22 protein-coding genes and 1 tRNA gene are annotated in these 24,708 nt (G+C 69.6%); 7 read left to right on the top strand and 16 right to left on the bottom strand.

From position 1 onward, the window contains the following. The first annotated feature begins 68 nt into the window (after positions 1-68). A complete protein-coding gene (pnp, locus tag MCBMB27_RS02310; RefSeq protein WP_075379772.1) occupies positions 69-2,288 on the top strand; it encodes a polyribonucleotide nucleotidyltransferase in 2,220 nt (739 codons plus the stop codon). Positions 2,289-3,071: 783 nt separating this feature from the next. Next, entirely contained in the window at positions 3,072-3,293 is a 222-nt protein-coding gene (locus MCBMB27_RS02305; RefSeq protein WP_043354986.1) for a YgaP family membrane protein, read from the top strand. An 80-nt stretch (positions 3,294-3,373) separates the two neighbouring features. Here MCBMB27_RS02305 and MCBMB27_RS02300 read toward each other — a convergent pair whose 3' ends face one another. Further along, entirely contained in the window at positions 3,374-3,637 is a 264-nt protein-coding gene (locus MCBMB27_RS02300) for a GlsB/YeaQ/YmgE family stress response membrane protein (protein ID WP_043354988.1), read from the bottom strand. A gap of 182 nt (positions 3,638-3,819) precedes the next feature. Here MCBMB27_RS02300 and MCBMB27_RS02295 point away from each other — a divergent pair, with 182 nt between their 5' ends. Then, positions 3,820-4,176 carry a RidA family protein gene (locus MCBMB27_RS02295; protein WP_043354990.1) on the top strand — a complete coding sequence of 119 codons (357 nt, stop codon included), beginning with the start codon at positions 3,820-3,822 and terminating at the stop codon, positions 4,174-4,176. After that, the gene (locus MCBMB27_RS02290; protein WP_075379771.1) at positions 4,173-5,300 is read left to right on the top strand and encodes a polyamine ABC transporter substrate-binding protein; all 1,128 of its coding nucleotides are present in this window, start codon (positions 4,173-4,175) and stop codon (positions 5,298-5,300) included. Before MCBMB27_RS02295 ends, MCBMB27_RS02290 begins: the two co-directional genes overlap by 4 nt. A gap of 147 nt (positions 5,301-5,447) precedes the next feature. On the opposite strand, the gene MCBMB27_RS02285 is transcribed toward MCBMB27_RS02290, so the two are convergent. From MCBMB27_RS02285 to MCBMB27_RS02270, 4 genes are all read right to left on the bottom strand, one after another. Then, positions 5,448-6,287, bottom strand: a complete 840-nt coding sequence (locus MCBMB27_RS02285; protein WP_236952870.1) for an ankyrin repeat domain-containing protein — start codon at positions 6,285-6,287, stop codon at positions 5,448-5,450. Positions 6,288-6,329: 42 nt separating this feature from the next. After that, complete coding sequence (locus MCBMB27_RS02280) at positions 6,330-6,731, bottom strand: DUF3597 domain-containing protein (protein ID WP_043388871.1); 402 nt, start codon at positions 6,729-6,731, stop codon at positions 6,330-6,332. Between the two features lie 97 nt (positions 6,732-6,828). After that, the gene (locus MCBMB27_RS02275) at positions 6,829-7,152 is read right to left on the bottom strand and encodes a hypothetical protein (protein WP_043388869.1); all 324 of its coding nucleotides are present in this window, start codon (positions 7,150-7,152) and stop codon (positions 6,829-6,831) included. A 23-nt stretch (positions 7,153-7,175) separates the two neighbouring features. Continuing rightward, a complete protein-coding gene (locus MCBMB27_RS02270; RefSeq protein ID WP_075379769.1) occupies positions 7,176-9,026 on the bottom strand; it encodes a DEAD/DEAH box helicase in 1,851 nt (616 codons plus the stop codon). A 256-nt stretch (positions 9,027-9,282) separates the two neighbouring features. Between MCBMB27_RS02270 and MCBMB27_RS02265 the strand changes: the two genes are divergently transcribed. Next, a tRNA-Tyr gene (locus MCBMB27_RS02265) sits at positions 9,283-9,366 on the top strand. 17 nt (positions 9,367-9,383) lie between these two features. Here the strand turns inward: MCBMB27_RS02265 and ruvC are convergent. Further along, the gene (gene ruvC, locus MCBMB27_RS02260) at positions 9,384-10,007 is read right to left on the bottom strand and encodes a crossover junction endodeoxyribonuclease RuvC (protein ID WP_075379768.1); all 624 of its coding nucleotides are present in this window, start codon (positions 10,005-10,007) and stop codon (positions 9,384-9,386) included. Between the two features lie 113 nt (positions 10,008-10,120). On the opposite strand from ruvC, the gene MCBMB27_RS02255 reads away from it, so the two are divergent. Both MCBMB27_RS02255 and MCBMB27_RS02250 read left to right on the top strand, forming a co-directional pair. Beyond that, on the top strand, positions 10,121-11,089 hold the full coding sequence (locus MCBMB27_RS02255) for a tyrosine recombinase XerC (protein WP_043354936.1): 969 nt from the start codon (positions 10,121-10,123) through the stop codon (positions 11,087-11,089). 155 nt (positions 11,090-11,244) lie between these two features. Further along, positions 11,245-12,102: a response regulator gene (locus tag MCBMB27_RS02250; RefSeq protein WP_043354938.1), complete on the top strand. Its 858-nt coding sequence runs from the start codon at positions 11,245-11,247 to the stop codon at positions 12,100-12,102. 216 nt (positions 12,103-12,318) lie between these two features. Here MCBMB27_RS02250 and lpdA read toward each other — a convergent pair whose 3' ends face one another. The 10 genes from lpdA to gloB form a co-directional block, all read right to left on the bottom strand. Beyond that, entirely contained in the window at positions 12,319-13,722 is a 1,404-nt protein-coding gene (gene lpdA, locus MCBMB27_RS02245; RefSeq protein WP_043354940.1) for a dihydrolipoyl dehydrogenase, read from the bottom strand. Between the two features lie 67 nt (positions 13,723-13,789). Next, a complete protein-coding gene (locus MCBMB27_RS02240) occupies positions 13,790-14,545 on the bottom strand; it encodes an SDR family oxidoreductase (protein ID WP_075379767.1) in 756 nt (251 codons plus the stop codon). Between the two features lie 7 nt (positions 14,546-14,552). Next, complete coding sequence (odhB, locus tag MCBMB27_RS02235; protein ID WP_075379766.1) at positions 14,553-15,881, bottom strand: 2-oxoglutarate dehydrogenase complex dihydrolipoyllysine-residue succinyltransferase; 1,329 nt, start codon at positions 15,879-15,881, stop codon at positions 14,553-14,555. A gap of 49 nt (positions 15,882-15,930) precedes the next feature. After that, the gene (locus MCBMB27_RS02230) at positions 15,931-16,230 is read right to left on the bottom strand and encodes a YciI family protein (protein ID WP_075379765.1); all 300 of its coding nucleotides are present in this window, start codon (positions 16,228-16,230) and stop codon (positions 15,931-15,933) included. Positions 16,231-16,240: 10 nt separating this feature from the next. After that, positions 16,241-19,240 (bottom strand): 2-oxoglutarate dehydrogenase E1 component, encoded by a 3,000-nt coding sequence (locus MCBMB27_RS02225; protein ID WP_043388850.1) that lies wholly within the window; start codon positions 19,238-19,240, stop codon positions 16,241-16,243. Between the two features lie 172 nt (positions 19,241-19,412). Further along, positions 19,413-20,297, bottom strand: a complete 885-nt coding sequence (sucD, locus tag MCBMB27_RS02220) for a succinate--CoA ligase subunit alpha (RefSeq protein WP_043354951.1) — start codon at positions 20,295-20,297, stop codon at positions 19,413-19,415. A gap of 2 nt (positions 20,298-20,299) precedes the next feature. Beyond that, the gene (gene sucC / locus MCBMB27_RS02215) at positions 20,300-21,496 is read right to left on the bottom strand and encodes an ADP-forming succinate--CoA ligase subunit beta (RefSeq protein WP_043354953.1); all 1,197 of its coding nucleotides are present in this window, start codon (positions 21,494-21,496) and stop codon (positions 20,300-20,302) included. Between the two features lie 102 nt (positions 21,497-21,598). Continuing rightward, complete coding sequence (mdh, locus tag MCBMB27_RS02210; RefSeq protein WP_043354955.1) at positions 21,599-22,561, bottom strand: malate dehydrogenase; 963 nt, start codon at positions 22,559-22,561, stop codon at positions 21,599-21,601. A 400-nt stretch (positions 22,562-22,961) separates the two neighbouring features. Further along, positions 22,962-23,531 (bottom strand): TetR family transcriptional regulator, encoded by a 570-nt coding sequence (locus tag MCBMB27_RS02205; RefSeq protein ID WP_007560094.1) that lies wholly within the window; start codon positions 23,529-23,531, stop codon positions 22,962-22,964. Between the two features lie 342 nt (positions 23,532-23,873). Then, complete coding sequence (gene gloB, locus MCBMB27_RS02200; protein ID WP_075379763.1) at positions 23,874-24,650, bottom strand: hydroxyacylglutathione hydrolase; 777 nt, start codon at positions 24,648-24,650, stop codon at positions 23,874-23,876. Positions 24,651-24,708: the final 58 nt, after the last annotated feature.

Below are 24,708 nucleotides of genomic sequence, written 5' to 3'. Positions count from 1 at the left end.
AGTGTCGCGCCGTCTTGCCCCCGGGCGGCGCCGGGCCAGGCCCGTCGCAGGCAAGGAAGAGATCAAGAATGTTCGACGTTCAACGCGAAGAGCTGATGTGGGGCGACCGCAAGCTCGTCCTCGAGACCGGCAAGGTCGCCCGTCAGGCCGACGGCGCCGTGGTCGCCACCTACGGCGAGACCTCGGTGCTCGCCACCGTGGTCGCCACGAAGGAGCCGAAGCCCGGCATCGACTTCATGCCGCTCACCGTGAACTACCAGGAGCGCGCCTACGCGGCCGGCCGCATCCCCGGCGGCTACTTCAAGCGCGAGGGCCGTCCCTCCGAGAAGGAGACCCTGGTCTCCCGCCTGATCGACCGCCCGATCCGTCCGCTCTTCGTCGAGGGCTGGCGCAACGACACGCAGGTCGTCGTCACCGTCCTGACCCACGACCTCGAGAACGATCCCGACATCGTCGCCATGGTGGCGGCTTCCGCGGCCCTGACCCTGTCGGGCGTCCCGTTCATGGGCCCGATCGGCGGCGCCCGCGTCGGCTACATCAACGGCGGCTACCGGCTGAACCCGCTGGTCACCGAGACCAAGGAGGAATCCAGCCTCGATCTCGTCGTCGCCGGCACGCAGGACGCGGTGCTGATGGTCGAGTCGGAGGCTAAGGAGCTCTCCGAGGACGTGATGCTCGGCGCCGTGATGTTCGGCCACAAGCATTTCCAGCCGGTGATCGAGGCGATCATCCGCCTGGCCGAGAAGGCCGCCAAGGAGCCGCGCGACTTCAAAGCCCCCGAGAACGCCGACGTCGAGAAGGCGGTCCTGGAGATCTGCGAAACGGAGCTGCGCGCCGCCTACACCAAGACCGTCAAGCAGGAGCGCTACGCCGCCGTCGACGCCGTGAAGGCGAAGGTGATGGCCGCCCTCTGCCCCGAGGGTGCCGAGAAGTTCCCGGCCGAGAAGGTCAAGGCCGCCTTCAAGGAAGCCCAGTCGAAGGTCGTGCGCTGGAACGTGCTCGACACCGGCTCGCGCATAGACGGCCGTGACCTGAAGACGGTCCGCCCGATCGTCTCCGAAGTCGGCGTCCTGCCCCGCGCCCACGGCTCGTCGCTGTTCACCCGCGGCGAGACCCAGGCCCTCGTGGTCGCCACGCTCGGCACCGGTGAGGACGAGCAGTTCATCGACTCGCTGGAAGGCACCTACAAGGAGCGCTTCCTGCTTCACTACAACTTCCCTCCCTATTCCGTCGGCGAGACCGGCCGGATGGGCTCCCCCGGCCGTCGCGAGATCGGCCACGGCAAGCTGGCGTGGCGGGCGATCCGCCCGGTCCTGCCGCCGGCCCACGAGTTCCCCTACACGATCCGCGTCGTGTCGGAGATCACCGAGTCGAACGGCTCGTCCTCGATGGCCTCGGTCTGCGGCGGCTCGCTGTCGCTGATGGATGCGGGCGTGCCCCTGCGCCGTCCCGTGGCCGGCATCGCCATGGGCCTCATCCTCGAGGGTGAGCGCTTCGCGGTCCTGTCCGACATCCTGGGCGACGAGGATCATCTCGGCGACATGGACTTCAAGGTGGCCGGCACGGACGAGGGCGTGACCTCGCTCCAGATGGACATCAAGATCGCCGGCATCACCGAGGAGATCATGCGGGTCGCCCTCGATCAGGCGAAGGACGGGCGCGCCCACATCCTGGCCGAGATGGCCAAGGCGTTGACCGCTGCCCGTCCGGAGCTCGGTGAGTACGCGCCGCGCATCGAGACGATGCAGATCCCGACCGACAAGATCCGCGACGTGATCGGCACCGGCGGCAAGGTGATCCGCGAGATCGTCGAGAAGACCGGCGCCAAGATCAACATCGAGGATACCGGCATCGTCAAGATCGCCTCGGCCGACGGCAAGGCGATCAAGGCGGCCTACAACTGGATCCGCTCGATCGTGGCGGAGCCGGAGGTCGGCGTGATCTACGACGGCACGATCGTGAAGTGCATGGAGTTCGGTGCCTTCGTGAACTTCTTCGGCGCCAAGGACGGCCTCGTCCACATCTCGGAACTCGCCGCCCAGCGGGTCGCCAAGGTGCAGGACGTCGTCAAGGAGGGCGACAAGGTCAAGGTGAAGTTCCTCGGTCAGGACGACCGCGGCAAGATCCGCTTGTCCATGAAGGTCGTCGATCAGCAGACCGGCGAGGACATCACCGAGAAGGTGAAGGCCGAGCGCGATTCCAGCCGCGGCGAGCGGGACGGCGAGTCCCGCGAGCTCCGCGAGGGCGGCCGTCACCGCGGCGAGCGCCGCCGCGAGGCGGGCGAGTAAGCGCGCGCACGCACCCCGTGCGGGCTTCGGCCGGCGCGGGATGGTTCAGATGGGCGCGGTCCTACGGGGCCGCGCCCTTTTTCATGGCGCATCGCCCCGCCTCCGCCCGGAGCGGTGCCCCCTCCCTCATCGCGGGCGCGGCGACGCGCACCCGCACGGAGCCTGCCCGGTTCGACTGCATGGGGGCTGCGATGGGTGGCTTCGCGACGGTTCACGTCCCGGCTGCACACGCACCGAAGCGGACGTTGCTGCCACGCCTGCGCATGACCTGTCTTGGCGATCAGCGCCCGTCGCTCGTCATCTTGCGAGTGGGGCGACGGCCCAAGCCGTTCCGGGTTTCAGGACATCGCGCGTCTGCGCGATCCACGCGGACAAGGGCGCCAGCCGAAGGCCAAACGGCGGATACAGGCCCTGCGCCTCCGATGTGTAAGAGGCCTGATCGACGGCGACCGGTGCTCCGCGAGGGCGATCACCCAGTCCGGAGGACACGCATGCGCGGCCTCCGCGAGGTGCCGCAGCACGGCCCGCGGAGTCTCCGGCCCGGCGGCGCGTCCACGGCGTCGTCGAGCACCCGCAGCCTCGCCGCGGCGGGTCACGGGCCGGCGTAGCGCTAGGGCGCCGCGCTGGAACACCGGAAGCGTAAGCGAGGACCAGGATCGCCGCCGCGTCCGACACCCTGCGCGACGGGTCCGGCGGCATCCGCGGCCGCCCCGTCCGACGGCGAAGGGAACGCAGCCGGCGCGCCCGCGTTCGACCGGCGACCTTCACAACAGGGATCCGTCCATGGCCAACGACATGATGCACGACATCTTCAGCGGGGAGCCGAACATCTCCACCACCGAGCGCGCTGTCTCGGTGGCTCTCGGACTCGGGATCGCGGCCGTGGCCGCGCAGCCGCGGCCCAACAAGCTTTTGAGCCTGCTGGCGCTCGTCGTCGGCGTCGGCCTGGCGGTGCGTGGCGCGACCGGCCACTGCGCCGTGAAGGCCGCCTCCGAGCATTTCTGAGCGCGCAGGCCGATCGGACGACAAAGAAAAAGGGGCGCCCCGCGGGGCGCCCCTCATCGTTTCCGGGTCGGCCGGAAGGATCAGTAGGTGGTGGTGCGGCGGCCGGCGATCATGCCGTAGATGAACAGAACCACCACGGCTCCCACGATGGCGCCGATGAAGCCCGCTCCCTGGTTCGGCCCGTACCAGCCCACGGCCTGGCCGAGGAACGTCGCCACGAAGGCGCCGACGATGCCGAGGATCGTCGTGAGGATGAAGCCCGCCGGCTCATTCGGTCCCGGCATGAGAAACTTGGCGATGACGCCCGCGAGGAAACCGATGATGATGGTCCAGAGGATACCCATGACAAACCCCAAAGCATGACTGTCGATGGCGGCAGAACGCTTCGAGACCCGCGACGGTTGCCCGCACCCTGCCCCGCGGTGACGATTTTCCGCGTGTTCCAGCGGTGCGTGCGTGTGTGGCCCTTTACGGCCGGGTGGGTGCGACGGCAGATACGCCGGTTCTCAAGGTTGTGGAGGCGGGTATGGACATTCAGCGGATCGAGCCGGGCAAGCGGATGTCGCAGGCCGTCGTCTTCGGCGACATGGTCTATCTCGCCGGTCAGGTCGCGTCCGACACGGTCGGCACCGGGGTGACGATCCAGACCCAGCAGATCCTGTCGGAGATCGACCGTCTCCTGGCCGCCGCCGGCAGCGACAAGGCGCGCATCCTCGCGGCCACGATCTACCTCGCCGACATCGCGACCTTCGCGGAGATGAACGCCGCGTGGGATGCCTGGGTCTCCCCGGAGAACCCGCCGGCGCGCGCCACCGTCGAGGCCAAGCTCGCGGCGCCCGAGTACCTCGTGGAGATCGTGATCGTGGCCGCGAAGAGCCGATGAGCGGCCGCCGTCGCTCGGTGCTGGCGGCCGCCGCGGCCGCCCTGCTGGGAGGCGTCCTGGCGGCCCTGCCCCTCGTGCCGCCCGCCCCGGCCGCCGAGGAGCGGGTCGTCAACATCTACAATTGGTCGGATTACATCGACCCGAAGGTGCTCGAGGCCTTCACCCGCGAGACCGGCATCAAGGTCGTCTACGACACCTACGACAACAACGAGATCCTGGAGACCAAGCTGCTCGCCGGCCGGTCCGGCTACGACATCGTCGTGCCGTCGGGGCCCTACCTGCAGCGGCTGATCCGGGCCGGCGCCTTCCTGCCGCTGGACAAGTCCAAGCTCAAGAACCTCGGCAATCTCTGGCCGGAGGTCACCAGCCGGCTGGCGGCCTACGACCCCGGCAACACCTATGCCGTCGACTACATGTGGGGCACGACCGGCATCGGCTACAACGTCGCCGCCGTCCGCGAGCGGCTGGGTCCCAATGCGCCGCTGAACTCTTGGGGCGTCGTCCTCAATCCCGCTTCGGCGAACAAGCTGAAGGAGTGCGGGATCATGATGCTCGACAGCCCCGAGGATCTGATCCCCAGCCTGCTCCCGGTCTTCGGCGCCAAGGCGGATTCGAAGCGCTGGGACGACCTGACCCTGGTGACCGACGCCCTCTACAAGGTGCGCGGCGCCGTGCGGAAGTTCCACTCGTCGGAATACATCCAGGCGCTGGCCAACGGCGATATCTGCCTGGCGGTGGGCTATTCCGGCGACATCATGCAGGCCAAGCGCCGGGCCGAGGAGGCCAAGAACGGGATCGACATCGCCTACGTGGTGCCGAAAGAGGGCGCGCTGATGTGGTTCGACACCTTCGCGATCCCGAAGGATGCCGCCCACCCGGCCGAGGCCCTGGCCTTCATCGACTACATGATGCGGCCCGATGTGGCGGCGGCCAACACCAACTTCGTGTCCTATGCCAGCGGCAACCTCGCGGCGAAGAAATTCGTGAAGCCCGAGATCCTGAACAATACCGGCATCTACCCGGACGAGGCGACGATGCAGCGCCTGTCGATCAACACCGCCTGGGACGACCGTACCCAGCGCTTCGTCACCCGGCTCTGGACCCGGGTCCGCACCGGGCGCTGACGGGCGAGAGCCGGGGGGGCGTGTGCCTCTCGGCCCCCCGCCGATGCGATGTCCCGCGGGGGCTTCGCGGCGGATCGGACGGATCGCGCGTGGCCGGCCCGGGCATGCCTTGGCCGCGCTGACGCGTCGGACCCTGTGGATGCCCCGTCAGCACGCCTCGTCCAGCGGGATGTCGTGATTGATCAGCCAAGTGCGGACGGCGGAGCGGGTCTGCCGCGCGGCATCGTTCAGCAGATGATCGGGCGTCGTGAAGAAATACGGCTGGAATGTCTTCTGCTGTGCATTGCGCAGCGTCGGGTCGAGGCCGGCCTGAAGCAGCCTCAGCACCCACGGATTGGCCGCACCGACCTGCGCTGCCAGATGGAGCAGGGAATTGCCGGTGTCATCGACCCGGTTCGGATCCGCGCCGGCCTGCAGCAGCGACGCAATCTGTGCCTCCCGGCGATTCTGGACTGCACGGAACAGGGGCGTCCAGTGACGGGGCACGCTCACGGGATCGACCGGCGCGCCGTGCCGCAGCAGGATCTCCAGATAGTGCGGATCCTCGACCATCGCCGCCATGTGCATGACGGTCTCTTGGTCGAGGCCCGGTTCGGACGGGTCGGCGCCGGCCTCGAGAAGCGCGGACACTGCGCGCGGCTGCCCGTTCCAGATTGCCCATTCGAGGAGGGTCATGTTCTGGTCGCCGCGGTCGGACAGGTTCACGCCCGGGGCCAGCGCGGCGATGCCGGCGAGATCGCCGCGGGCGACGGCGGCGGCGATGGGCGCAAGGTGCAGCCCTCGGAACGGGTCCCTGTGATGCCCCATCGGTATGGACATGACCGATCGCTCCCCGGCGCCCCGTGATTCGGCGCTGTGTGACGCGGTCCATGTGATCGGAAAGGAGAGGGCCCCTGCAAGGCCCGCTGCCGGGGACAAGCGCAGGCGTTCGGCAGCCTCGCTTCTCCCGCCCGCATCGTCCGGGACAGTGCCGCGGGCGGCCGTCACAGGCCGCCCGCGGCGATGCTCAGGTAAGATGAAACGGGCGATCTAGTGCTTCAGATCGTCCGGGACCTTGCCGCCGTTCTCGGCGAGCTTCTGCATGACCTGCTTGTGCAGCCAGATGTTCATGCTGGCCGAATCGTCCTTGTCGCCGGTGTAGTGCAGCTCGTCGGCGAGCTGCTTGCGCGAGGCGAGACCGGAATCGAGGCCCAGCAGCTTCATCAGGTCGACGATCGAGTGGCGCCAGTCGAGCTTCTGCGGGTTCTTCTCGGCGAGGCCGGTGAGGACCGCCGCGACGTCCACGGGTTCGCCGCCGGCGGTGCCGGGGGCCGACGGGGTGGACGGGGCGCTCGTGCCGGTCGTGCCGCCGGAGGGGGCGGGGGCCGCGTCCGCGCTACCCCCGCCGAACGGATGGAGGATTTTGCTGACGATGCTGCCGAGAAGGCTCATGGATCCGCTCCGATGATCGAGGCCCGATCTCCGCACCGGGCGGCCATTCAACTGGCTGTGAGGCCGGGCGTTCCGAGACTCGGCGGGGGCCGGGCGATCAGATCGGCTTAAAGAGGGCGCCGACGAGCGCGGCCCGCTCCTGCGCGAGCGTGCCATGCGGGCCCGGTTGGCCGGCGCGGCCGTACCAGTAGCGCGCATTGCCGTCATCGCCCTCGATCCGGTGGAGATGGGCGTGCACCCAGGCGGCATCGGGCCCGGCGGCGTCCTGAACGAGGCGGTGGGCCCGGTCCCAGGCGGCAGAGGCGGGTCCGGACGGATCGTGGGCGAGCCACCAGAGCGCGGCGAGCGGTGCGGGCCAGCCGGGCGGCGGCTCGGGCGCCGAGAGTGTCGCGGTGAAGGCGGCGGGCAGGCTCTCGGTCACGGCTCTCTCCCTCCCGCGCCGGTTCAGCGGCCGGCGGCGCGCTCCGGCTGCCAGCGGCCGCGGCGCTGGCGGGCGGACCACGCGTAGCGGGCATCGCCGTCGAGGCAGTCGAGATGGTCGGCGAGGCGGTTGCGTTCAAGCCAGGACAAGGCCGCCTCCAGCTCGGGCAGGGTCATGGTCGCACGCCCCTTGCCGAGGACGCGCTTGAGCACGGCGTTGTACCGGTGGGCGAGGTTGCCGCCGCGGGGCACCCGCAGGGACGTCTCGTCCTCGACCGCCTGGGCCGCCACCGCGGCGGCGAGCCGCTGGCGCAGGGTCCGCTCGGTGATCGACGGCGGTTCGGGCGCGGGTGTCGTGGGGACAGGCTCGGGCAGGCGGGGGCGCAGCAGGGCGTAGCGCAGCCCGATCGCGTTGCTCTCCAGGGGCGTGATCCCGGCCGGCTCGTCGTCGCGCCAGCGGGTCCGCTCGGGCACGATGGCGCTCGCCGGCCGCTCGCGGGGCGGCCGCACGCTGCTGCCCTGCTCGGTCTCCAGTTCCAGGCGGAACCGGGCGAAGAGCGGGTCGTCGGGGTGGAAGATGAGGGCCTGCTGCCCGTCGTAGGGGCCCGCATGCGGATCGACCCGAGTGGCCCGGGCGAGCATCTGCTCCAGCCAGGGCCGCGAGCGGATATGGGTCAGCGCCGCAACCACCGCGACCTCGGGGGCGTCGAGGCCCTCATACGCCATGGCCACCGTCACCAGCACGGCCGGTTCCGGCGTGAGCCGGAACGCGGCGAGCGCCGCGTGGGCGTCGCCCTGGCCGGAGGTCGCGAGCCGGACGTCGCGCTCGCCCTGCCCGGCCGGCATCCAGTCCCGCAGGGTGGCGAGGTAGGCCCGCGCGCTCGCCTGATCGGGCGCCACCACGAGGAGCTTGCCGAGTCCCCGGGCCGGCTCGCCGGGCGGGAGATCCCGCTCGGCCCGGCGCCGGGCACGCAGGCGCTTCGTGGCGAAGAAGGCCTCGCTCAGCAGGTCGCGGGCGAAGCCGGTCCGCAGGGCGGTGAACAGGGCCGGCCGGGTGGTGATCCGGACCGAGCCCGCACCCAGCCGGTGCGGGCCGACCCGCGGACTGTCGCCGGCGATCCGGCCGCCCTCCAGCCAGCTGGCCTCGCCGTCGATGGCGCCGAAGGTCACCGGCAGCACCGCCCGCTCGGCCAGCGCCTGCGCCCGCGAATAGCCGATCACCGCGAGGCCGGGCGCGTCGAGGTCGAGATCCGGCCCGCGGCCGGGCGCGGCGGGCTGATAGGGCAGGCCGAGGATGCGTCGCCCGTCCGCGCGCTCCAGCGTCCCGGACAGGTAGAGGCGAACGGTCGCTGCCTCCATGACGGGCAGCATCGCGCGGGACCACGCCCCCGCTTCCGCGTCCTCGGCGGCGTTCTCATCGGCGCCGGGCCGTCCGGGCACCGGCAGGTGATGGACCTCATCGACGACCAGCAGGGTCCGGTGCGCCCGGGCTTCCGCGAGGTGGAGCGCCGGGGCGGCGGCGACCGCCTGATAGGTGGTGACGTAGCCGGCGAGACCCCGCGCCGGGTCGCGCTCGTTGTCCGCCGCCCGCACGCTGAGGGCGTGCCCGAACGCGGCACGCCAGAGTGGGTCGGCGAAAGCCTCCTCCGCCTGCAATCGCAGGGAATCCCGCGGCACCACCCAGACCACGCGTTCGACGAGCCCGGCGGCGATCAGCCCGTGCGCGGCGATCACCGGCAGCAGCGACTTGCCGCCGCCCGGCGTCACCGCGGCCAGGATCTTCCGGACATGGGCCGCCTCGCCGCGCGCCATGGCCGCGACCAGGGCCATCAGCGTGCGCTGGTGGGACCGCAGAGACGGGGCGGGGCGGGTCAAGGACTGGCGAAGCAGGATGACATCCGCGCACCGTGGCCGATCCGGATTCCTTTGTGAATCCCTGGAGTCGCGGAACGTTCGCGTTTTCGTCCCCCTCCCCGAGGGGCGGACAGGGAGGCGCTCGCGCGGTGCGATCGATAGAAACCGCACCGCTCTCCACGGTTGCCGCACGCGCCAACGCGGATCAGCTCACCATAAGCGTTGACACCCGGCCGCCCCCTCACCATAAGGGCGCCGCGGGTGAGAAACCTGCCTTGGGGGAATGTCCCGAGCGGCAAAGGGGGCGGACTGTAAATCCGCTGCGTAAGCTTCGTAGGTTCGAGTCCTACTTCCCCCACCAAGTTCTTCCCGATCCCGTCAGCCCTGTTTCGCCAATGCGGCCTCGATGCGCGCGGCTGCGGCGGCGGAGAATCCCTTCCCTTCGAGCCCCTGTCCTGCGGCCGCCTGGCCGGTGAGCGTGCGGCGCTTGCCCTTCGGCAGATGCGCCTGCCGAAGGGCGTGGGCGTCCCGATGGCTGGCATGGGTGATCGCGATGGCCAGCGCGTCGGCGGCGTCCGCCACGCGAAACTCGGCCTTCGGCAGGAGGAAGCGCACCATCGCCTGGATCTGTACCTTCTCGGCGTGACCGGAGCCCGCCACGGTCTTCTTGATCAGGTTCGCGGCGTATTCGAACACGGGCAGGCCGGCGAGGGCCGGCACCACCAGCGCCATCGCCCGGGCGTGACCCAGCTTGAGCGTCGCCTGCGCGTCCTTGTTGACGAAGGTCTCCTCCACGGCGACCTCGTCGGGCCGCACGGTCTCGACGATGCGGCCGATCCCCTCGAACAGCTCGCGCAGGCGCAGGGCCAGCGGCAGGTCGCCGTCCGAGGTCACGACGCCGCAATCGCCGTAGGTGAGCTTCGTGCCCTGCGCGGTGATCAGGCCCCAGCCGGTGCGGCGCAGGCCGGGATCGATGCCGAGGATGCGGATGGGGGTTGTCATGGGGCTCCACGGCTCGGTGAACGGCCCGAGGCTGCCGTACGTATCGTGAACGCCCGGTTTCACCAAGGCAGGGTCTTAAGCTCCCAGCAAGGATGATCCGGTCGAGTGGCACCATGAGCGCGCACGAAACCGAAGGCGATCGGCTGCTGTTTCCGGGCGATGCCCGCCTCCGCGCGGCCGTCCAGGCCTGGATCGAGGGGCTGGCGCGCGAGCGGCGAATGTCGCCCAACACCGTCGAGGCCTACGGGCGTGACCTCCGTCAGTTTCTCCACCACCTCGCGTCGCGGCAGAGCACGCCGACCATCCCGATGCTCGTCGGCTTGAAGGTGCGGGACATCCGCGCCTTCATGGCGGCGCGCCGGGCCGAGGAGGTCTCCGGACGCTCGCTGATGCGCATGCTCGCGGGCCTGCGCTCCTTCGCACGCTTCCTCGAACGCGAGGGCTTCGGCACCGTCTCGGCCCTGGGCGGCGTGCGCTCGCCCAAGGTTCCGCGGCGGCTTCCGCGACCCCTGCCCGTCAGCGCCGCCGTGGCGTTGACCGACACGGCGATTCGCGCCGGCGAGGAACGCGCGCCCTGGGTTCTCGCCCGGGATGCCGCCGTGCTGGCGCTGCTCTACGGCGCAGGCCTGCGCATCTCCGAGGCCCTCGGACTGTCTCGCCGCGACGCGCCCCTGCCCGGGGTCGACCAAGTCACCGTGCTCGGCAAGGGCGGCAAGCAGCGCATGGTGCCGATCCTGCCCGTGGTGGCGCAGGCCGTGGCCGACTACGTCGCCGCCTGCCCGCTGCCGCTGCCGCCGGAGGGGCCGCTCTTCGTCGGCGCGCGCGGGGGGGCCCTGTCGCCGCGGATCATCCAGTATACGGTGGCCCGCGCGCGGGGAGCCCTCGGCCTGCCCGACAGCGCCACGCCGCACGCCCTGCGGCACTCCTTCGCCACCCATCTGCTGGCCCGCCAGGGAGAATTGCGCGCGATCCAGGAACTCCTCGGCCACGCCTCCCTGTCCACCACTCAGCTCTACACCCAGGTCGATGCCGCCCGTCTCATGAGCGCCTACGCGGCGGCCCATCCCCGGGCGGGTCGCTGATCAAGAGTGCTGGAAGTTTCGACTTCGGGGCTGTTCAACATCATCTATAGACGCGTCATTCGATCGGCTCATTGCACAACCGCACTTTTTAAGAGCTTCGTCACGATCTTCAGCCACTATGAGCATGAACATTCGGATCGGCTTGGGCGGGCGTCATGGAGCTTGAGGACGGAGGGGCGCCGGCACGTGTCGTGATCGCGGATTGCGATCCGGGCCGGCGCCTCTCCCTGCGAGAGATCGTCCTGCGCTTCGATCCACGCGCCGTGATCGACGAGGCGACCTCCGGTCAGGCGCTCTGCGACATCCTGCTGCGTCACCGCCCGACTCTGGCCTTCGTCGGGCTTCAGCTTGACGACCTGAGCGGGCCCGAAGCCGTCGCCGTGGCGCGTCGCGCGGGTGCGGAGCCGCCCTGTCTGGTTCTGGTCGCCACCCGCGTCCTGCCGCACTGGCAGGAGATCGCCACCAGCCTCGGGGCCTACGAGGTCCTGAAGACCCCCCTCGATCCAGGCCATATCGAGCAGCTGCTCCACGCCGATGCCCGGCGCCGCGCCCCGACCCGGGCTCTGCTCGCCTGCTCGACCCCGGCGGGGCGCTCGGCCATCAGCCGTGTCGTGGCGCGCAGCGGCTTCGCCATCGACCTCGACGAGACGGATGACGGACGCCACGCCCTCAGGCAGCTGAAGTTTGCCGCCTACGACTTCGCCTTCATCGACGTGAAGCTCGGTGGCATCGACGGGCTCGAACTGGCCTGCCAGATCCAGCCCCTCAGCCTTCCGACCCGGATCACACTGTTGACGACGTCCGAGCTGGAGCCCGTCGCCCAGGCCGGCCGCTACTTCGGCGTCGATGCGGTCCTGCGAATGCCGTTCTACGCCCGCGACATCGACCTCGCCTTGCACAACGCTCTGGGCCTGCGCAGGCCCTACCTGCTCAACGCCCTGACGGCGCCGCCCGCACCGAGTGCCCTCCTGCGGATCGCCGACCTGCCGAACTCCAGGCGCAAGATCGCCTGATCCCGCCGCCGGCAGGCGGCTGCGATCTCCCAGCTTCTTTCTGAGGTGCCCGCGAAGCGGGCCTCGAAGGAGGGCTTCGGGGAGCGCGACGGTCTCCGGCGCCCTCCCGCATGGTCTGCGCTGCGCTCCGGCGACTCAGGACAAGGGGCAGTTCGGTCAGCCGCCCCTTTTGTCCCAGCGCCCCTGCGGATGGACGCTCGTGCGTCCGCCCGCCACTCAGACGTGGATCGCGCGCTTGCTCACCGCCAGGGCGGCTTCCTTGACGGCCTCGGTCAGCGTCGGATGCGCGTGGCAGGTCCGGGCGATGTCCTCCGAGGAGGCACCGAACTCCATCGCCACCGCCGCCTCGGCGATCAGGTTGCCGGCATCCGCGCCGACGATGTGCACGCCCAGCACGCGGTCGGTCTGGGCGTCGGCCAGCACCTTCACGAAGCCGTCCGTGGTGCCGTTCGCCTTGGCCCGGCCGTTGGCCGTGAAGGGGAACTTGCCGGCATTGTAGGCGACGCCGTCCTTCTTCAACTCCTCCTCGGTCTTGCCCACCGAGGCGACCTCCGGGAACGTGTAGACCACGTTCGGGATCACGCCGTAATTCACGTGGCCGGACTGGCCGGCCAGCATCTCGGCCACCGCGACGCCCTCGTCCTCGGCCTTGTGGGCCAGCATCGGGCCGGCAATCACGTCACCGATGGCGTAGATGCCGGTGACGTTGGTGGCGTAGTGCGAGTCCGTGAGGATCCGGCCCTTGTCGTCCCGCTGGACGCCCACCGTGTCGAGGCCCAGGCCCTCCGTGTAGGGGACCCGGCCGATGCAGACGAGCACCGCGTCCGCCTGGAGCGTTTCCGCCGCGCCGCCCGCGGCCGGCTCCACGGTGACGGTCGCGCCGCCCTTCTTGCCGACCTCGACGCCGGTCACCTTGGTGGACAGCTTGAAGGCGATGCCCTGCTTGGTCAGGATCCGCTGGAACTGCTTGCCGACCTCTCCGTCCATGCCGGGCAGCACCCGGTCGAGAAACTCGACCACGGTGACCTCGGAGCCGAGCCGGCGCCAGACGGAGCCCAGCTCCAGCCCGATCACGCCGGCGCCGATGACCAGGAGCTTCTTCGGCACCCGGTCGAGCTCCAGGGCGCCGGTCGAGGAGACCACCACCTTCTCGTCGATGGTGACGCCGGGCAGCCGCGCCACGTCCGAGCCGGTGGCGATGACGATGCTCTTGGTCTCGAGCATCTGGTTGCCGCCATCCTCGGACACGACCTCGACCCGGCCGGCACCCGCGATCCGGCCGGTGCCGTGGAAGGTCTCGACCTTGTTCTTCTTGAGCAGGAACTCGACGCCTTTGGTGTTGCCCGCCACGCCCTCGGCCTTGAAGGCCATCATCTTCTTCAGGTCGAGCTTCGGCGTGCCGACATCGATGCCGAGATCGGCGAAATGCGTGTTGGCCTCCTCGAACGCCTCGGAGGCGTGCAGCAGGGCCTTGGACGGGATGCAGCCGACATTGAGGCAGGTGCCGCCATGGGTCGCGCGCTTCTCGACCACGGCGGTCCGCAGGCCGAGCTGCGCCGCGCGGATGGCGCACACGTAGCCGCCGGGACCGGTGCCGATGACGACGAGATCGTAGGACATGAGGCTTCGCTTCCGCTCGGTCGTGCCGCGTGTGAGACGGGCAGGGAATGTCAGGTCGGGCTGAGGCTCAGCGGCCGCCGCCGACGTCGAGGATGGCGCCCGTGGTGTAGGAGGCCTCCTCCGAGAGCAGCCACACGATCGGTGCGGCCACCTCCTCGGCGGTGCCGGCCCGCTTCATCGGGACGCCCGGGCCGAGGCGCTCCACCCGGTCCGGCTCGCCGCCGCTGGCATGGATCTCGGTGGCGATGATGCCGGGCGCCACCGCGTTGACCCGGATGCCTTCGGCGGCCACCTCCCGGGCGAGCCCGATCGTCAGCGCGTCGATGGCTCCCTTCGAGGCGGCGTAATCCACGAACTGACCGGGGCCGCCCAGCCGCGCCGCCACCGAGGACAGGTTGACGATGGCGCCCCCTGCCCCGCCGCGCTTGGTCGACATCCGCCGGACCGCCTCGCGGGCGCACAGGAAGCTGCCGACCACGTTGGTTGTCATCATCCGCTGGAGCCGGCCCTCGGTCATGTCGGCGACGTCGGACTTCACGTCGACGACGCCGGCATTGTTGACCAAAGCCGCGAGGCGCCCGAGCCCATCGGCCGCCCTGAACAGCGCGATGACGTCGGCCTCGCTGCCGACATCGCCCTTCACGGCGCGCGCCTTGCCGCCCTGGGCGGTGATCGCGTCCACCACGGTCTTGGCTGCGGCGGCGTCCGACACGTAGCTCAGGCAGACCGCGTAGCCGCGCTCCGCGAGAAGCAGCGACACGGCCCGGCCGATGCCGCGGCTGCCGCCGGTGACGATCGCAACCCTGTTCTCAGCGCCCGACATGACGACCTCAGAGGTCCAGCACGAGCCGCGCCGGATCCTCCAGCGCCTCCTTCACCCGCACCAGGAAGGTCACGGCCTCCTTACCGTCGACGATGCGATGATCGTACGACAGCGCGAGGTACATCATCGGCCGGGCCTCGATCTTGCCGGCCCGGACCACCGGGCGCTCCTCGATGCGGTGCATGCCGAGGATGCCCGATTGCGGCGCGTTGAGGATCGGCGTCGACATCAGCGAGCCGTAGATGCCGCCGTTGGTGATCGTGAAGGTGCCGCCCTGCATCTCCTCGATGGAGAGCTTGCCGTCGCGGGCCTTCTTGCCGAAGCCCGCGATCTTCTTCTCGATGCCGGCGATCGACAGGTCGTCGGCGTCGCGCACCACCGGCACGACGAGCCCCTTATCGGTCCCGACCGCGATGCCGATGTGGTAGTAGTTCTTGTAGACAAGGTCCTGCCCGTCGATCTCGGCGTTGACCGCCGGCACGTCCTTGAGGGCGCCGATCACCGCCTTGGTGAAGAAGCCCATGAAGCCGAGCTTCGTGCCGTGCTTCTTCTCGAAGATATCCTTGTACTGGCTGCGCATCGCCATCACGGCCGACATGTCGACGTCGTTGAACGTCGTCAGCATCGCCGCCGTGTCCTGCGCGTCCTTGAGGCGGCGCGCGATGGTCTGGCGCAGCTTCGTCATCCGCACGCGTTCCTCGCGCGCGGCGTCGTCCGGCGCCGAAGGCGCGCGCGGCAGGGTCGGTCGGGCCTCCTTGGCGGGCGCGGCCGACGGGCCCTTTGCGATGGCGCCGAGCATGTCGCCCTTGGTGACGCGGCCGTCCTTGCCGGAGCCACTGACCGCCGACGGGTCGACGCCGGATTCCCGGGCGAGCTTCGCCACCGCCGGGCCGTTGTCGCCCACCGGGCGCTGCTGGGCTGCCGCCGGAGCGGCGGCGTCGCCGTGGTTGCCGTAGCCGGCAGAGGATTCCTGGGCGGGCGCTTCGGCCTTCGCGGGGGCGGCGGCCTTCGGGGTCTCGCTCCGGCTCTCGGCTTTGATCTCGGCGGCCTCCTTCGGGGCCTCCTTGGGGGCGGCCTTCTTGCCGCTGCCGGCCGCGCCGGCCTCGACGATCGAGCCGAGCAGGGCGCCGGGCTCCACGGTCTCCCCATCCTTGACCAGGATCTCGCCGAGCTCGCCGGCCGCCGGGGCGTTGACCTCCAGGGTGACCTTGTCGGTCTCGAGCTCGACGATCGGCTCGTCGGCCGCGACCGTGTCGCCGGGCTTCTTGAACCAGCGGCCGATCGTGGCCTCGCTCACGGATTCGCCGAGGGTCGGGACGAGGATGTCGGTTGCCATGCTCTCTTCTGCCCCGCGGGGGGCCTCCTCTGGATGTCGGGCCGCGACGTCAGCGCCGCAGGATCAGGGATGGAACGGGCGAGACGCTGTACCGGAAGCCTGCCTGCGCCATCAGGACGGGATCTGCTTCGCCGAGCGCCTCGGCCTGGGCCGCGTCGTCGGCCTCGACCAGGGCCAGGCCCCAGGTGCCGCCGGACTCGAAGACGGGCCCGACCGCGATGGCGGCCCCTGCGGCCGCCTGCTCCATCCAGTAGCCGGAATGAGCCGAGAACAGCGCCTTCTCGGCCTCCGTCGCGTCGAACGGGAAGCTCGGGCGGGGCGGTTCCAGACGGAGCAGGAAATAAGCCATGGCCGGATGATCAGACCGCCAGGGCCTCGTTGAGGAAGGCCTGGAGCTGCGCTTGGTGCTTCGACATCTGGCCGACCGCCGTGGAGGCGGAAGCCGGACGGCCGACGTACCGGGCGCGCTTCACCGCGGAGCCGGCCTGGCCGAGCACCCACTCGAGGTAGGGCTCGACGAAGGACCAGGCGCCCATGTTCTTGGGCTCCTCCTGGCACCAGATCACGTCGGCGTTGCGGAAGCGGGCCATCTCGTTGGCCAGAGCCTTGAGCGGGAACGGGTAGAGCTGCTCGACGCGCATCAGGTAGATGTCGTTGAGCCCGCGCTTCTCCCGCTCCTCCAGCAGGTCGTAATAGACCTTGCCGGAACACAGGACGACGCGGCGGATCTTGTCGTCGCGCACGAGCTTGTTCGGCGCGCCCTCCTCCTCCGCGTCGTCCCAGAGGACGCGGTGGAAGGTCGAGCCCTCGGCCAGCGCGTCGAGGCTGGAGACGGCACGCTTGTGGCGCAGCAGCGACTTCGGCGTCATCAGCACCAGCGGCTTGCGGAAGTCGCGCTTCAGCTGCCGGCGCAGGATGTGGAAGTAGTTCGCCGGCGTCGTGACGTTGGCGACCTGCATGTTGTCCTCGGCGCAGGCCTGGAGGTAGCGCTCCAGCCGGGCGGAGGAGTGCTCCGGCCCCTGCCCCTCGTAGCCGTGCGGCAGCAGCAGCACGAGGCCGGACATGCGCAGCCACTTGCGCTCGCCGGACGCGATGAACTGGTCGATCACCACCTGGGCGCCGTTGGCGAAATCCCCGAACTGCGCCTCCCAGAGGACCAGGGCGTTCGGCTCGGCCAGGGAGTAGCCGTACTCGAAGCCGAGCACCGCCTCCTCGGAGAGCATCGAGTTGATGATCTCGATGGAGGCCTGGCCCTCACGGATGGCGTTGAGCGGCGTGTAGCGCTGCTCGTTCTCCTGATCGATCACCACCGCGTGGCGCTGCGAGAAGGTGCCGCGCTCGACATCCTGGCCGGAGAGCCGGACCCGGTTGCCGTCGAGCAGGGTCGCCCCGAAGGCCAGGGCCTCGGCGGTCGCCCAGTCGATGCCGACACCCGTCTCCACCGCCTTGGCGCGGTTGTCCATGAACCGCTGGATCGTGCGGTGCAGGTGGAAGCCGGGCGGCGCCTGGGTGATCTTGCGCCCGATCTCCTGCAGGGTCTCGGCCGGCACGGCGGTGCGGCCCCGGCGCGGATCGTCCACGTCCTCGTGGACCGCCTTCACGCCGGACCAGCGGCCGTCGAGCCAGTCGGCCTTGTTGGCCTTGTAGGTGTTGGCGACGTCGAGCTCGGTGTCGAGCATCCCGCGGAACTCGGCCTTGCGGGCGTCGAGCGCCTCCTGGGTCACGGAGCTGTTCTCGACGAGCTTGCGGCCGTAATTCTCCAGCACCGAGGGATGCTTGCGGATCCGCTGGTACATCTTCGGCTGGGTGAAGGCCGGCTCATCGCCCTCGTTATGGCCGAAGCGGCGGTAGCAGAGCATGTCGATCACGACCGGCTTGCCGAACTTCTGCCGGTACTCGACCGCCACCTTGGCCGCGAAGGTGACGGCTTCCGGATCGTCGCCGTTGCAGTGGAAGATCGGCGCCTCGACCATTTTGGCGACGTCGGACGGGTAGGGCGAGGAGCGCGAGAAGCGCGGATCGGTGGTGAAGCCGATCTGGTTGTTGATGATGAAGTGGATCGAGCCGCCGGTGCGGTGGCCCTTCAGGCCCGACAGGCCGAAGCACTCGGCCACCACGCCCTGGCCCGCGAAGGCGGCGTCGCCGTGAATCAGCAGCGGCAGCACCGTGCGGCGCTCGATGTTGGGTTTGGCCCACTGGTCCTGCTTGGCGCGGACCTTCCCGAGCACCACCGGATCGACGATCTCGAGATGCGAGGGGTTGGCGGTGAGCGACAGGTGGACGTTGTTGCCGTCGAAGGCGCGGTCCGAGGACGCGCCCAGATGGTACTTCACGTCGCCCGAGCCCTCGACCTCGGCCGGGGAAGCCGAGCCGCCCTTGAACTCGTGGAACACCGCCCGGAAGGGCTTCGCCATCACGTTGGTGAGGACGTTGAGCCGGCCGCGATGGGCCATGCCCAGCACGATCTCGCGGACGCCGAGCGCGCCGCCGCGCTTGATGATCTGCTCCAGCGCCGGGATCATCGACTCGCCGCCATCGAGGCCGAAGCGCTTCGTGCCGGTGTACTTCAGGTCCAGGAACTTCTCGAAGCCCTCGGCCTCGATCAGCTTGTTGAGGATCGCGCGGCGGCCCTCGGGCGTGAAGGAGATCTCCTTGTCCTTGCCCTCGATGCGCTCCTGGATCCACGCCTTCTCGGCGGGGTCGGAGATGTGCATGAACTCGACGCCGAGCGTCTGGCAGTAGGTCCGCTCCAGGATGTCGACGATCTCGCGGATCGTGCCGAACTGGAGGCCGAGCACGTTGTCGAGGAAGATCGGGCGGTCCCAGTCGGATTCCTCGGTGAAGCCGTAATGCTGCGGGTGCAGCTCCTCGTGGTCACCGCGGGGGGCAAGCCCGAGCGGGTCGAGCTTGGCGTGCAGGTGGCCGCGCATGCGGTAGGAGCGGATCAGCATGATCGCCCGCACCGAATCCTTCGTCGCCTGCTCCACAGACACGCCGGTGGTTGCGGTGACGCTATCCTGCGGCTTGCCGGGCTTCGCGTCCTTGGCGTCCTTGCCGTCCCGGGCGACGATGCGGTCGCCGACCGCCTTCTCCAGGGCACCCCAGTTGCCGTCGAGCGCCGAGACCAGCTCGCCGTTCAGCGGCACCGGCCAGTTGGGCTTCTCCCAGGAGGCGCCGGCGGCGTTCTTCTCGACCAGGGTCTCGTCTTCGCCGAGCCCCTTGAAGAAGGTCTGCCACTCCGGATCCACCGAGGACGGGTTGCGGGCGTAGGCCGCCTGCAATTCCTCGATGTAGGCGGCGTTCGCGCCGTAGAGGAACGAGGTTTCGAGGAGCGCTTCGTTCACGTCCTGGCGTGCCATGGTGCGTCCATCCTGTCGCGCGGGCAGGCTCCCCTGCCCTTCGGGCTCCCCGTCAGCGCGGCGGATCGCCCTCAAACCGAAACGGGGCGGGTGACCGCCCCGCTGAAATCGTCTGCACGCCCGATATGGGCGTTGCGGCCCTGCGATGGCCGCAACGCAGGCGCGCTTGCCCTCAGCCCTTCAGGACCTCGACGAGCGTCGAGCCCAGCCGGGCCGGCGACGGCGACACGCGGATGCCCGCGGCCTCCATGGCGGCGATCTTGTCCTCGGCGCCGCCCTTGCCGCCCGAGATGATCGCGCCGGCATGACCCATGCGGCGGCCCGGAGGCGCCGTGCGGCCGGCGATGAAGCCGACCATCGGCTTCTTGCGCCCGCGCTTGGCCTCGTCCTTCAGGAACTGCGCAGCCTCCTCCTCGGCCGAGCCGCCGATCTCGCCGATCATCACGATCGACTCGGTCTTCGGGTCGGCCAGGAACAGCTCCAGCACGTCGATGAACTCGGTGCCCTTCACCGGATCACCGCCGATGCCCACCGCGGTGGTCTGGCCGAGGCCGGCATTGGAGGTCTGGAACACCGCCTCGTAGGTCAGCGTGCCGGAGCGCGAGACGATACCGACCGAGCCTTGCCGGAAGATGTTGGCCGGCATGATGCCGATCTTCGATTCGCCCGCCGTGACGATGCCCGGGCAGTTCGGCCCGACCAGACGCGACTTCGAGCCGGTGAGCGCCCGCTTCACCTTGACCATGTCGAGCACCGGAATGCCCTCGGTGATGCAGACGATCAGCGGGATCTCGGCGGCGATCGCCTCGCAGATCGCGTCGGCGGCGCCGGGTGGGGGCACGTAGACCACCGAGGCATCGGCGCCCGTGGCCTCGCGGGCCTCGGCCACCGTGTCGAACACCGGCAGGCCGAGATGCGTCGAGCCACCCTTACCGGGGCTCGTGCCGCCGACCATCTTGGTGCCGTAGGCGATGGCCTGCTCGGAGTGGAAGGTCCCGTTCTTGCCGGTGAAACCCTGGCAGATGACCTTGGTGTTGGCGTCGATCATCACCGACATGATCAGGCTCCCTTCACGGCGGCGACGATCTTCTGGGCGGCGTCGTCGAGGTCGTCCGCCGGGATCACGTTGAGACCGGAATTCCGGATGATCGCCTTGCCCTCCTCGACGTTCGTGCCCTCGAGGCGCACAACCAGCGGCACCTGCAGGCCCACCGCCTTCACGGCCGCGATGACGCCGTTGGCGATCACGTCGCACTTCATGATCCCGCCGAAGATGTTGACGAGGATCCCCTTCACGTTCGGATCGGCGGTGATGATCTTGAACGCCGCCGTGACCTTCTCCTCCGAGGCGCCGCCGCCGACATCGAGGAAGTTCGCCGGCTCCTCGCCGTAGAGCTTGATGATGTCGAGGGTCGCCATGGCGAGGCCGGCGCCGTTCACCATGCAGCCGATCGTGCCGTCGAGCGCGATGTAGGCGAGGTCGTACTTGGACGCCTCGATCTCCTTGGCGTCCTCCTCGGTCTCGTCGCGGAGCGCCACGATGTCCGGGTGCCGGTAGAGGGCGTTCGAATCGAAGGCCATCTTGGCGTCGAGGCACTTGAGATGCCCGTCCGCGGTGAGCACCAGCGGGTTGATCTCGAGGAGGCTCATGTCCTTGGCGACGAAGGCCGCGTAGAGCTTCTCGGTGAGCGCGCCGGCTTCCTTGGCCTGGGCGCCGGACAGCCCGAGCGCCTTGGCGACGGCGCGGCCGTGATGGGGCATGACGCCCGTGGCCGGATCGACCGCGATCGTGTGGATCTTCTCGGGCGTGTCGTGGGCCACCGCCTCGATGTCCATCCCGCCCTCGGTGGAGACCACGAAGGCGACGCCGCCCGTGGCGCGGTCCACCAGCATCGAGAGGTAGAATTCCTCGGCGATCTGCGCGCCTTCCTCGATGTAAAGGCGGTTGACCTGCTTGCCGGCCGGGCCGGTCTGGATCGTCACCAGCGTCTGGCCGAGCATCTCGCCCGCATACTGCTTCACCTCGTCGATCGACTTGGTGACGCGCACGCCGCCCTTAGCGCCCTCGGGTGCACCCTTGAAGGTGCCCTTGCCGCGGCCGCCCGCGTGGATCTGGCTCTTCACGACCCAGACCGGGCCGCCGAGCTCCTTGGCGGCGGCCTCAGCCTCCGACGGGTTGAAGATGGCCACGCCGCGGGAGACGGGCAGGCCGAACTCCTTCAGCACGGCCTTGGCCTGGTATTCGTGGATGTTCATCGGAGCCTCGTAGGGAGGAGCGAATAGGTGGCAACGAACAGCGCGGAGCGACTGGGATTCGAATCCCCGAACGCTGCGCGCAGCCCGGTATCCGCTTACCGGTCAGGCGAGGTTGCTGTCGACGCCCTTGCAGGCCTCGATCAGGCCCGCCACCGAGGCGACCGACTTGTCGAACATCGTCTTCTCGGCCGCGTCGAAGGTCACCTCGAGCACGCGCTCCACGCCGTTCGCGCCGATCACGATCGGCACGCCGATGAACATGCCGGAGACGCCGTACTGGCCGTCGAGATAGGCGGCGCAGGGCAGGACCCGCTTCTTGTCGCGCAGGTAGCTCTCGGCCATGGCGATGGCGGAGGCGGCGGGCGCGTAGAAGGCCGAGCCGGTCTTGAGCAGGTTGACGATCTCGCCGCCGCCCTTGCGGGTGCGCTCGACCATGGCGTCGAGCTTCTCCTGGGTGGTCCAGCCGAGCTTGACGAGGTCGGTCAGCGGCACGCCCGCCACCGTCGAGTAGCGGGTCAGCGGCACCATGTCGTCGCCGTGGCCGCCGAGGACGAAGGCGGTGACGTCCTCGACCGAGACCTTGAACTCCTCGGCCAGGAAGTGGCGGAAGCGGGCCGAGTCGAGAACGCCGGCCATGCCGACGATCTTGTTGGTGGGCAGACCGGAGAACTTCTGGAGCGCCCAGACCATCGCGTCGAGCGGGTTGGTGATGCAGATCACGAAGGCGTCCGGCGCGTGGGTCTTGATGCCCTCGCCCACCGCCTGCATCACCTTGAGATTGATGCCGATCAGGTCGTCGCGGCTCATGCCGGGCTTGCGCGGCACGCCCGCGGTGACGATCACGACGTCGGCCCCCTTGATGGCGGCGTAGTCGCTCGCGCCCGCGTAGGTCGCGTCGAAGCCCTCCACCGGGGCGGCCTCGGCGATGTCGAGTGCCTTGCCCTGCGGCACGCCGTCGACGATGTCGAACAGCACCACGTCCCCGAGATCCTTGAGGCCAGCGAGAAGTGCCAGGGTGCCGCCGATCTGGCCGGCACCGATGAGCGCGATCTTGTTGCGAGCCATGTCGGATTCGTCTCCGCTGCGTTCGACTTCGGTGATGCGGTGCGCGAGGCCGGCCGTGCTCGGCCGCCAGGGTCCGAGACCGGATTCGTCACTCTGAAATCTGCGCGGCTGTGTGGCCGAAAAGCACCGTGGCTTCAACCCGATGCAGGGTGCGCGGCCGGCGCGTCCGAGGCATCCGGCGGCCTCTCAACGAGGCGAGGGGTGTGCCGAAACGTCAACGTCGCGAAGGTTTTAGGTGCAGTGCACCCGGCTCCGCAGGCGCTCCGAAGTCTCGATGACAGATTCTGAAACCTGTCATTTCGGTCGGGGGCGGCGCTCGGATCGGCCCGCAGCGCGGAAACGACAAGGGCCCGGACAGGGGAGTCCGGGCCCGGCGATCGGCGTTCGCGAAAGCGGTGGATCAGAGGATGCCGGAGCGGAGCACCCGCTGGATCGCGTGGATGACGGCTCCGAAACGGGCCTCGATCAGGTCGCGGGGCACTTCGGCATCGTGCTGGATCGCCAGGGGATGCGTGAAGCGGTAGCTCGCGTCGAAGATGTAGGCGATCGCCCGCTCCCGATCGCGAGCCGAGAAGATCCCGGACGTGATCCCCTCTTCGACCACCCGCTCCACGAGACTGCGCAGGCGGACGCGATGCCGCCGGGCGATCGGCCGGGCCGACACGGTGGCGTCGAGATGGACCGCGAACAGGTTCGGTTCGTCGAACAGGGCGTCCCGCTGGACCGTCGCGAGGGCTGTCAGCAGGCGCTCGATCTTGTCGTCGGCGGGATCGGGCGCGTCGGCGATGCCGGCGAGCCGGGCTTCGACCTCGCGCAGCCAGCGCCCCGCCACCGCGTCGAGGAGCGCGTCCTTCGACGGGAAGTAACGGTACACGTTGGCGTGCGTCATGCCGGCCTCAGCGGCAACGGCCACAACCGTCACGCGCTTGGGGCCGAGCCGCGACAGATGCTCGGTGGCGATGCCGAGCAGCCGGACGTCGGCCGCAACCGGCGCCCGCGGGCGCGCAGGACTGGCCGCGTCACCATTTTCGCGGAGTGCGTCGGCGACGGAAATCTTGGGCTTGGCGCTGAGCGCCTCCTCCTTGGACCCGTCGGACTCTGGCCTGAGGAAAGGCAGCGGCAGGCGGGAAGTGGACAGGTGGTAGGGCGAGACGGACCCCCATCATACCGGCTGAAGCGTCCCGGCGCTTCGCGTTGACGTTACGGCTTCCCCCCGGGAGCCCGGTTACCTGAGCGGATTAGGACCGCTTAAACATCCCTATGTGTCAGTTTGCCTTGAGAAGGCAACAAATTTTTCTCGTTATCACCTGCGTTAAAAGCGGTTCTTCCACGCTCGCAAGGCGACGAACACCGCCTCGGGATCGCTTTCCGGCGGTAGGTCGACGGACCGGGCCAGGGCCGGCTGTCCACTGCGCAGGAACGGGTTGGTCGCCCGTTCCGCGCCCATGGTCGAGGGGATCAGGAAGCGGCCTTCCGCCTTGGCGCGCTCGGCCTCGGCGAAGCGCGCCTTCAGGTCCGGATTGTCCGGATCGGCCGCCAGGGCGAAGCGTGCGTTGGAGAGTACGTAGTCGTGGCCGCTGAACACCTGCGTCGCGTCGGGCAGATCGTCGAAGCGCCGCAGGGAGCGGTACAGGGTCTCGGGCGGGCTCTCCATCACCCGACCGCAGCCGAGGGTGAACAGGGTGTCCCCGGCGCAGACGAGGCCGGCCTCGGCGAACCAGTAGGTCACATGGTCGGCGCAGTGGCCCGGCGTCTCCCAGACCTGGGCTTCCAGGCGGCCGATCGCGACGGTGTCGCCCTCTCGCACCGTCACGTCCACCTGCGGAACCGCGTCCCCGGCCTTGGCGGGGGCGACCACCCGGGCCCCGGTCGCCTGCTTCACCGCCGGGATGCCCTCGACATGGTCGCCGTGCCGGTGCGTGACGAGGATGTCGGTCAAGCGCCAGCCGGTCTCGTCGAGGGCCTTCAGGACCGGCCCGGCCTCTGGGACGTCGATCGCCGCGCAGGCGCCGGTCGCCGGATCGCGGATGAGCACGCCGATATTGTCGCTGCGGCAGAGGAAGGTGCGAATCTCGGTCTCGGCGGCCATCGGACGGGGTCTCCCAGGAACGCGAAGGGGCGCGAAATCTGTTGCCGTGAACAGGTGA

The organism is Methylobacterium phyllosphaerae, assembly GCF_001936175.1.
Lineage (GTDB): Bacteria > Pseudomonadota > Alphaproteobacteria > Rhizobiales > Beijerinckiaceae > Methylobacterium > Methylobacterium fujisawaense.
The sequence above is the reverse complement of the archived record's forward strand: the minus strand, read 5'-3'. Positions and strand labels throughout refer to the sequence as shown.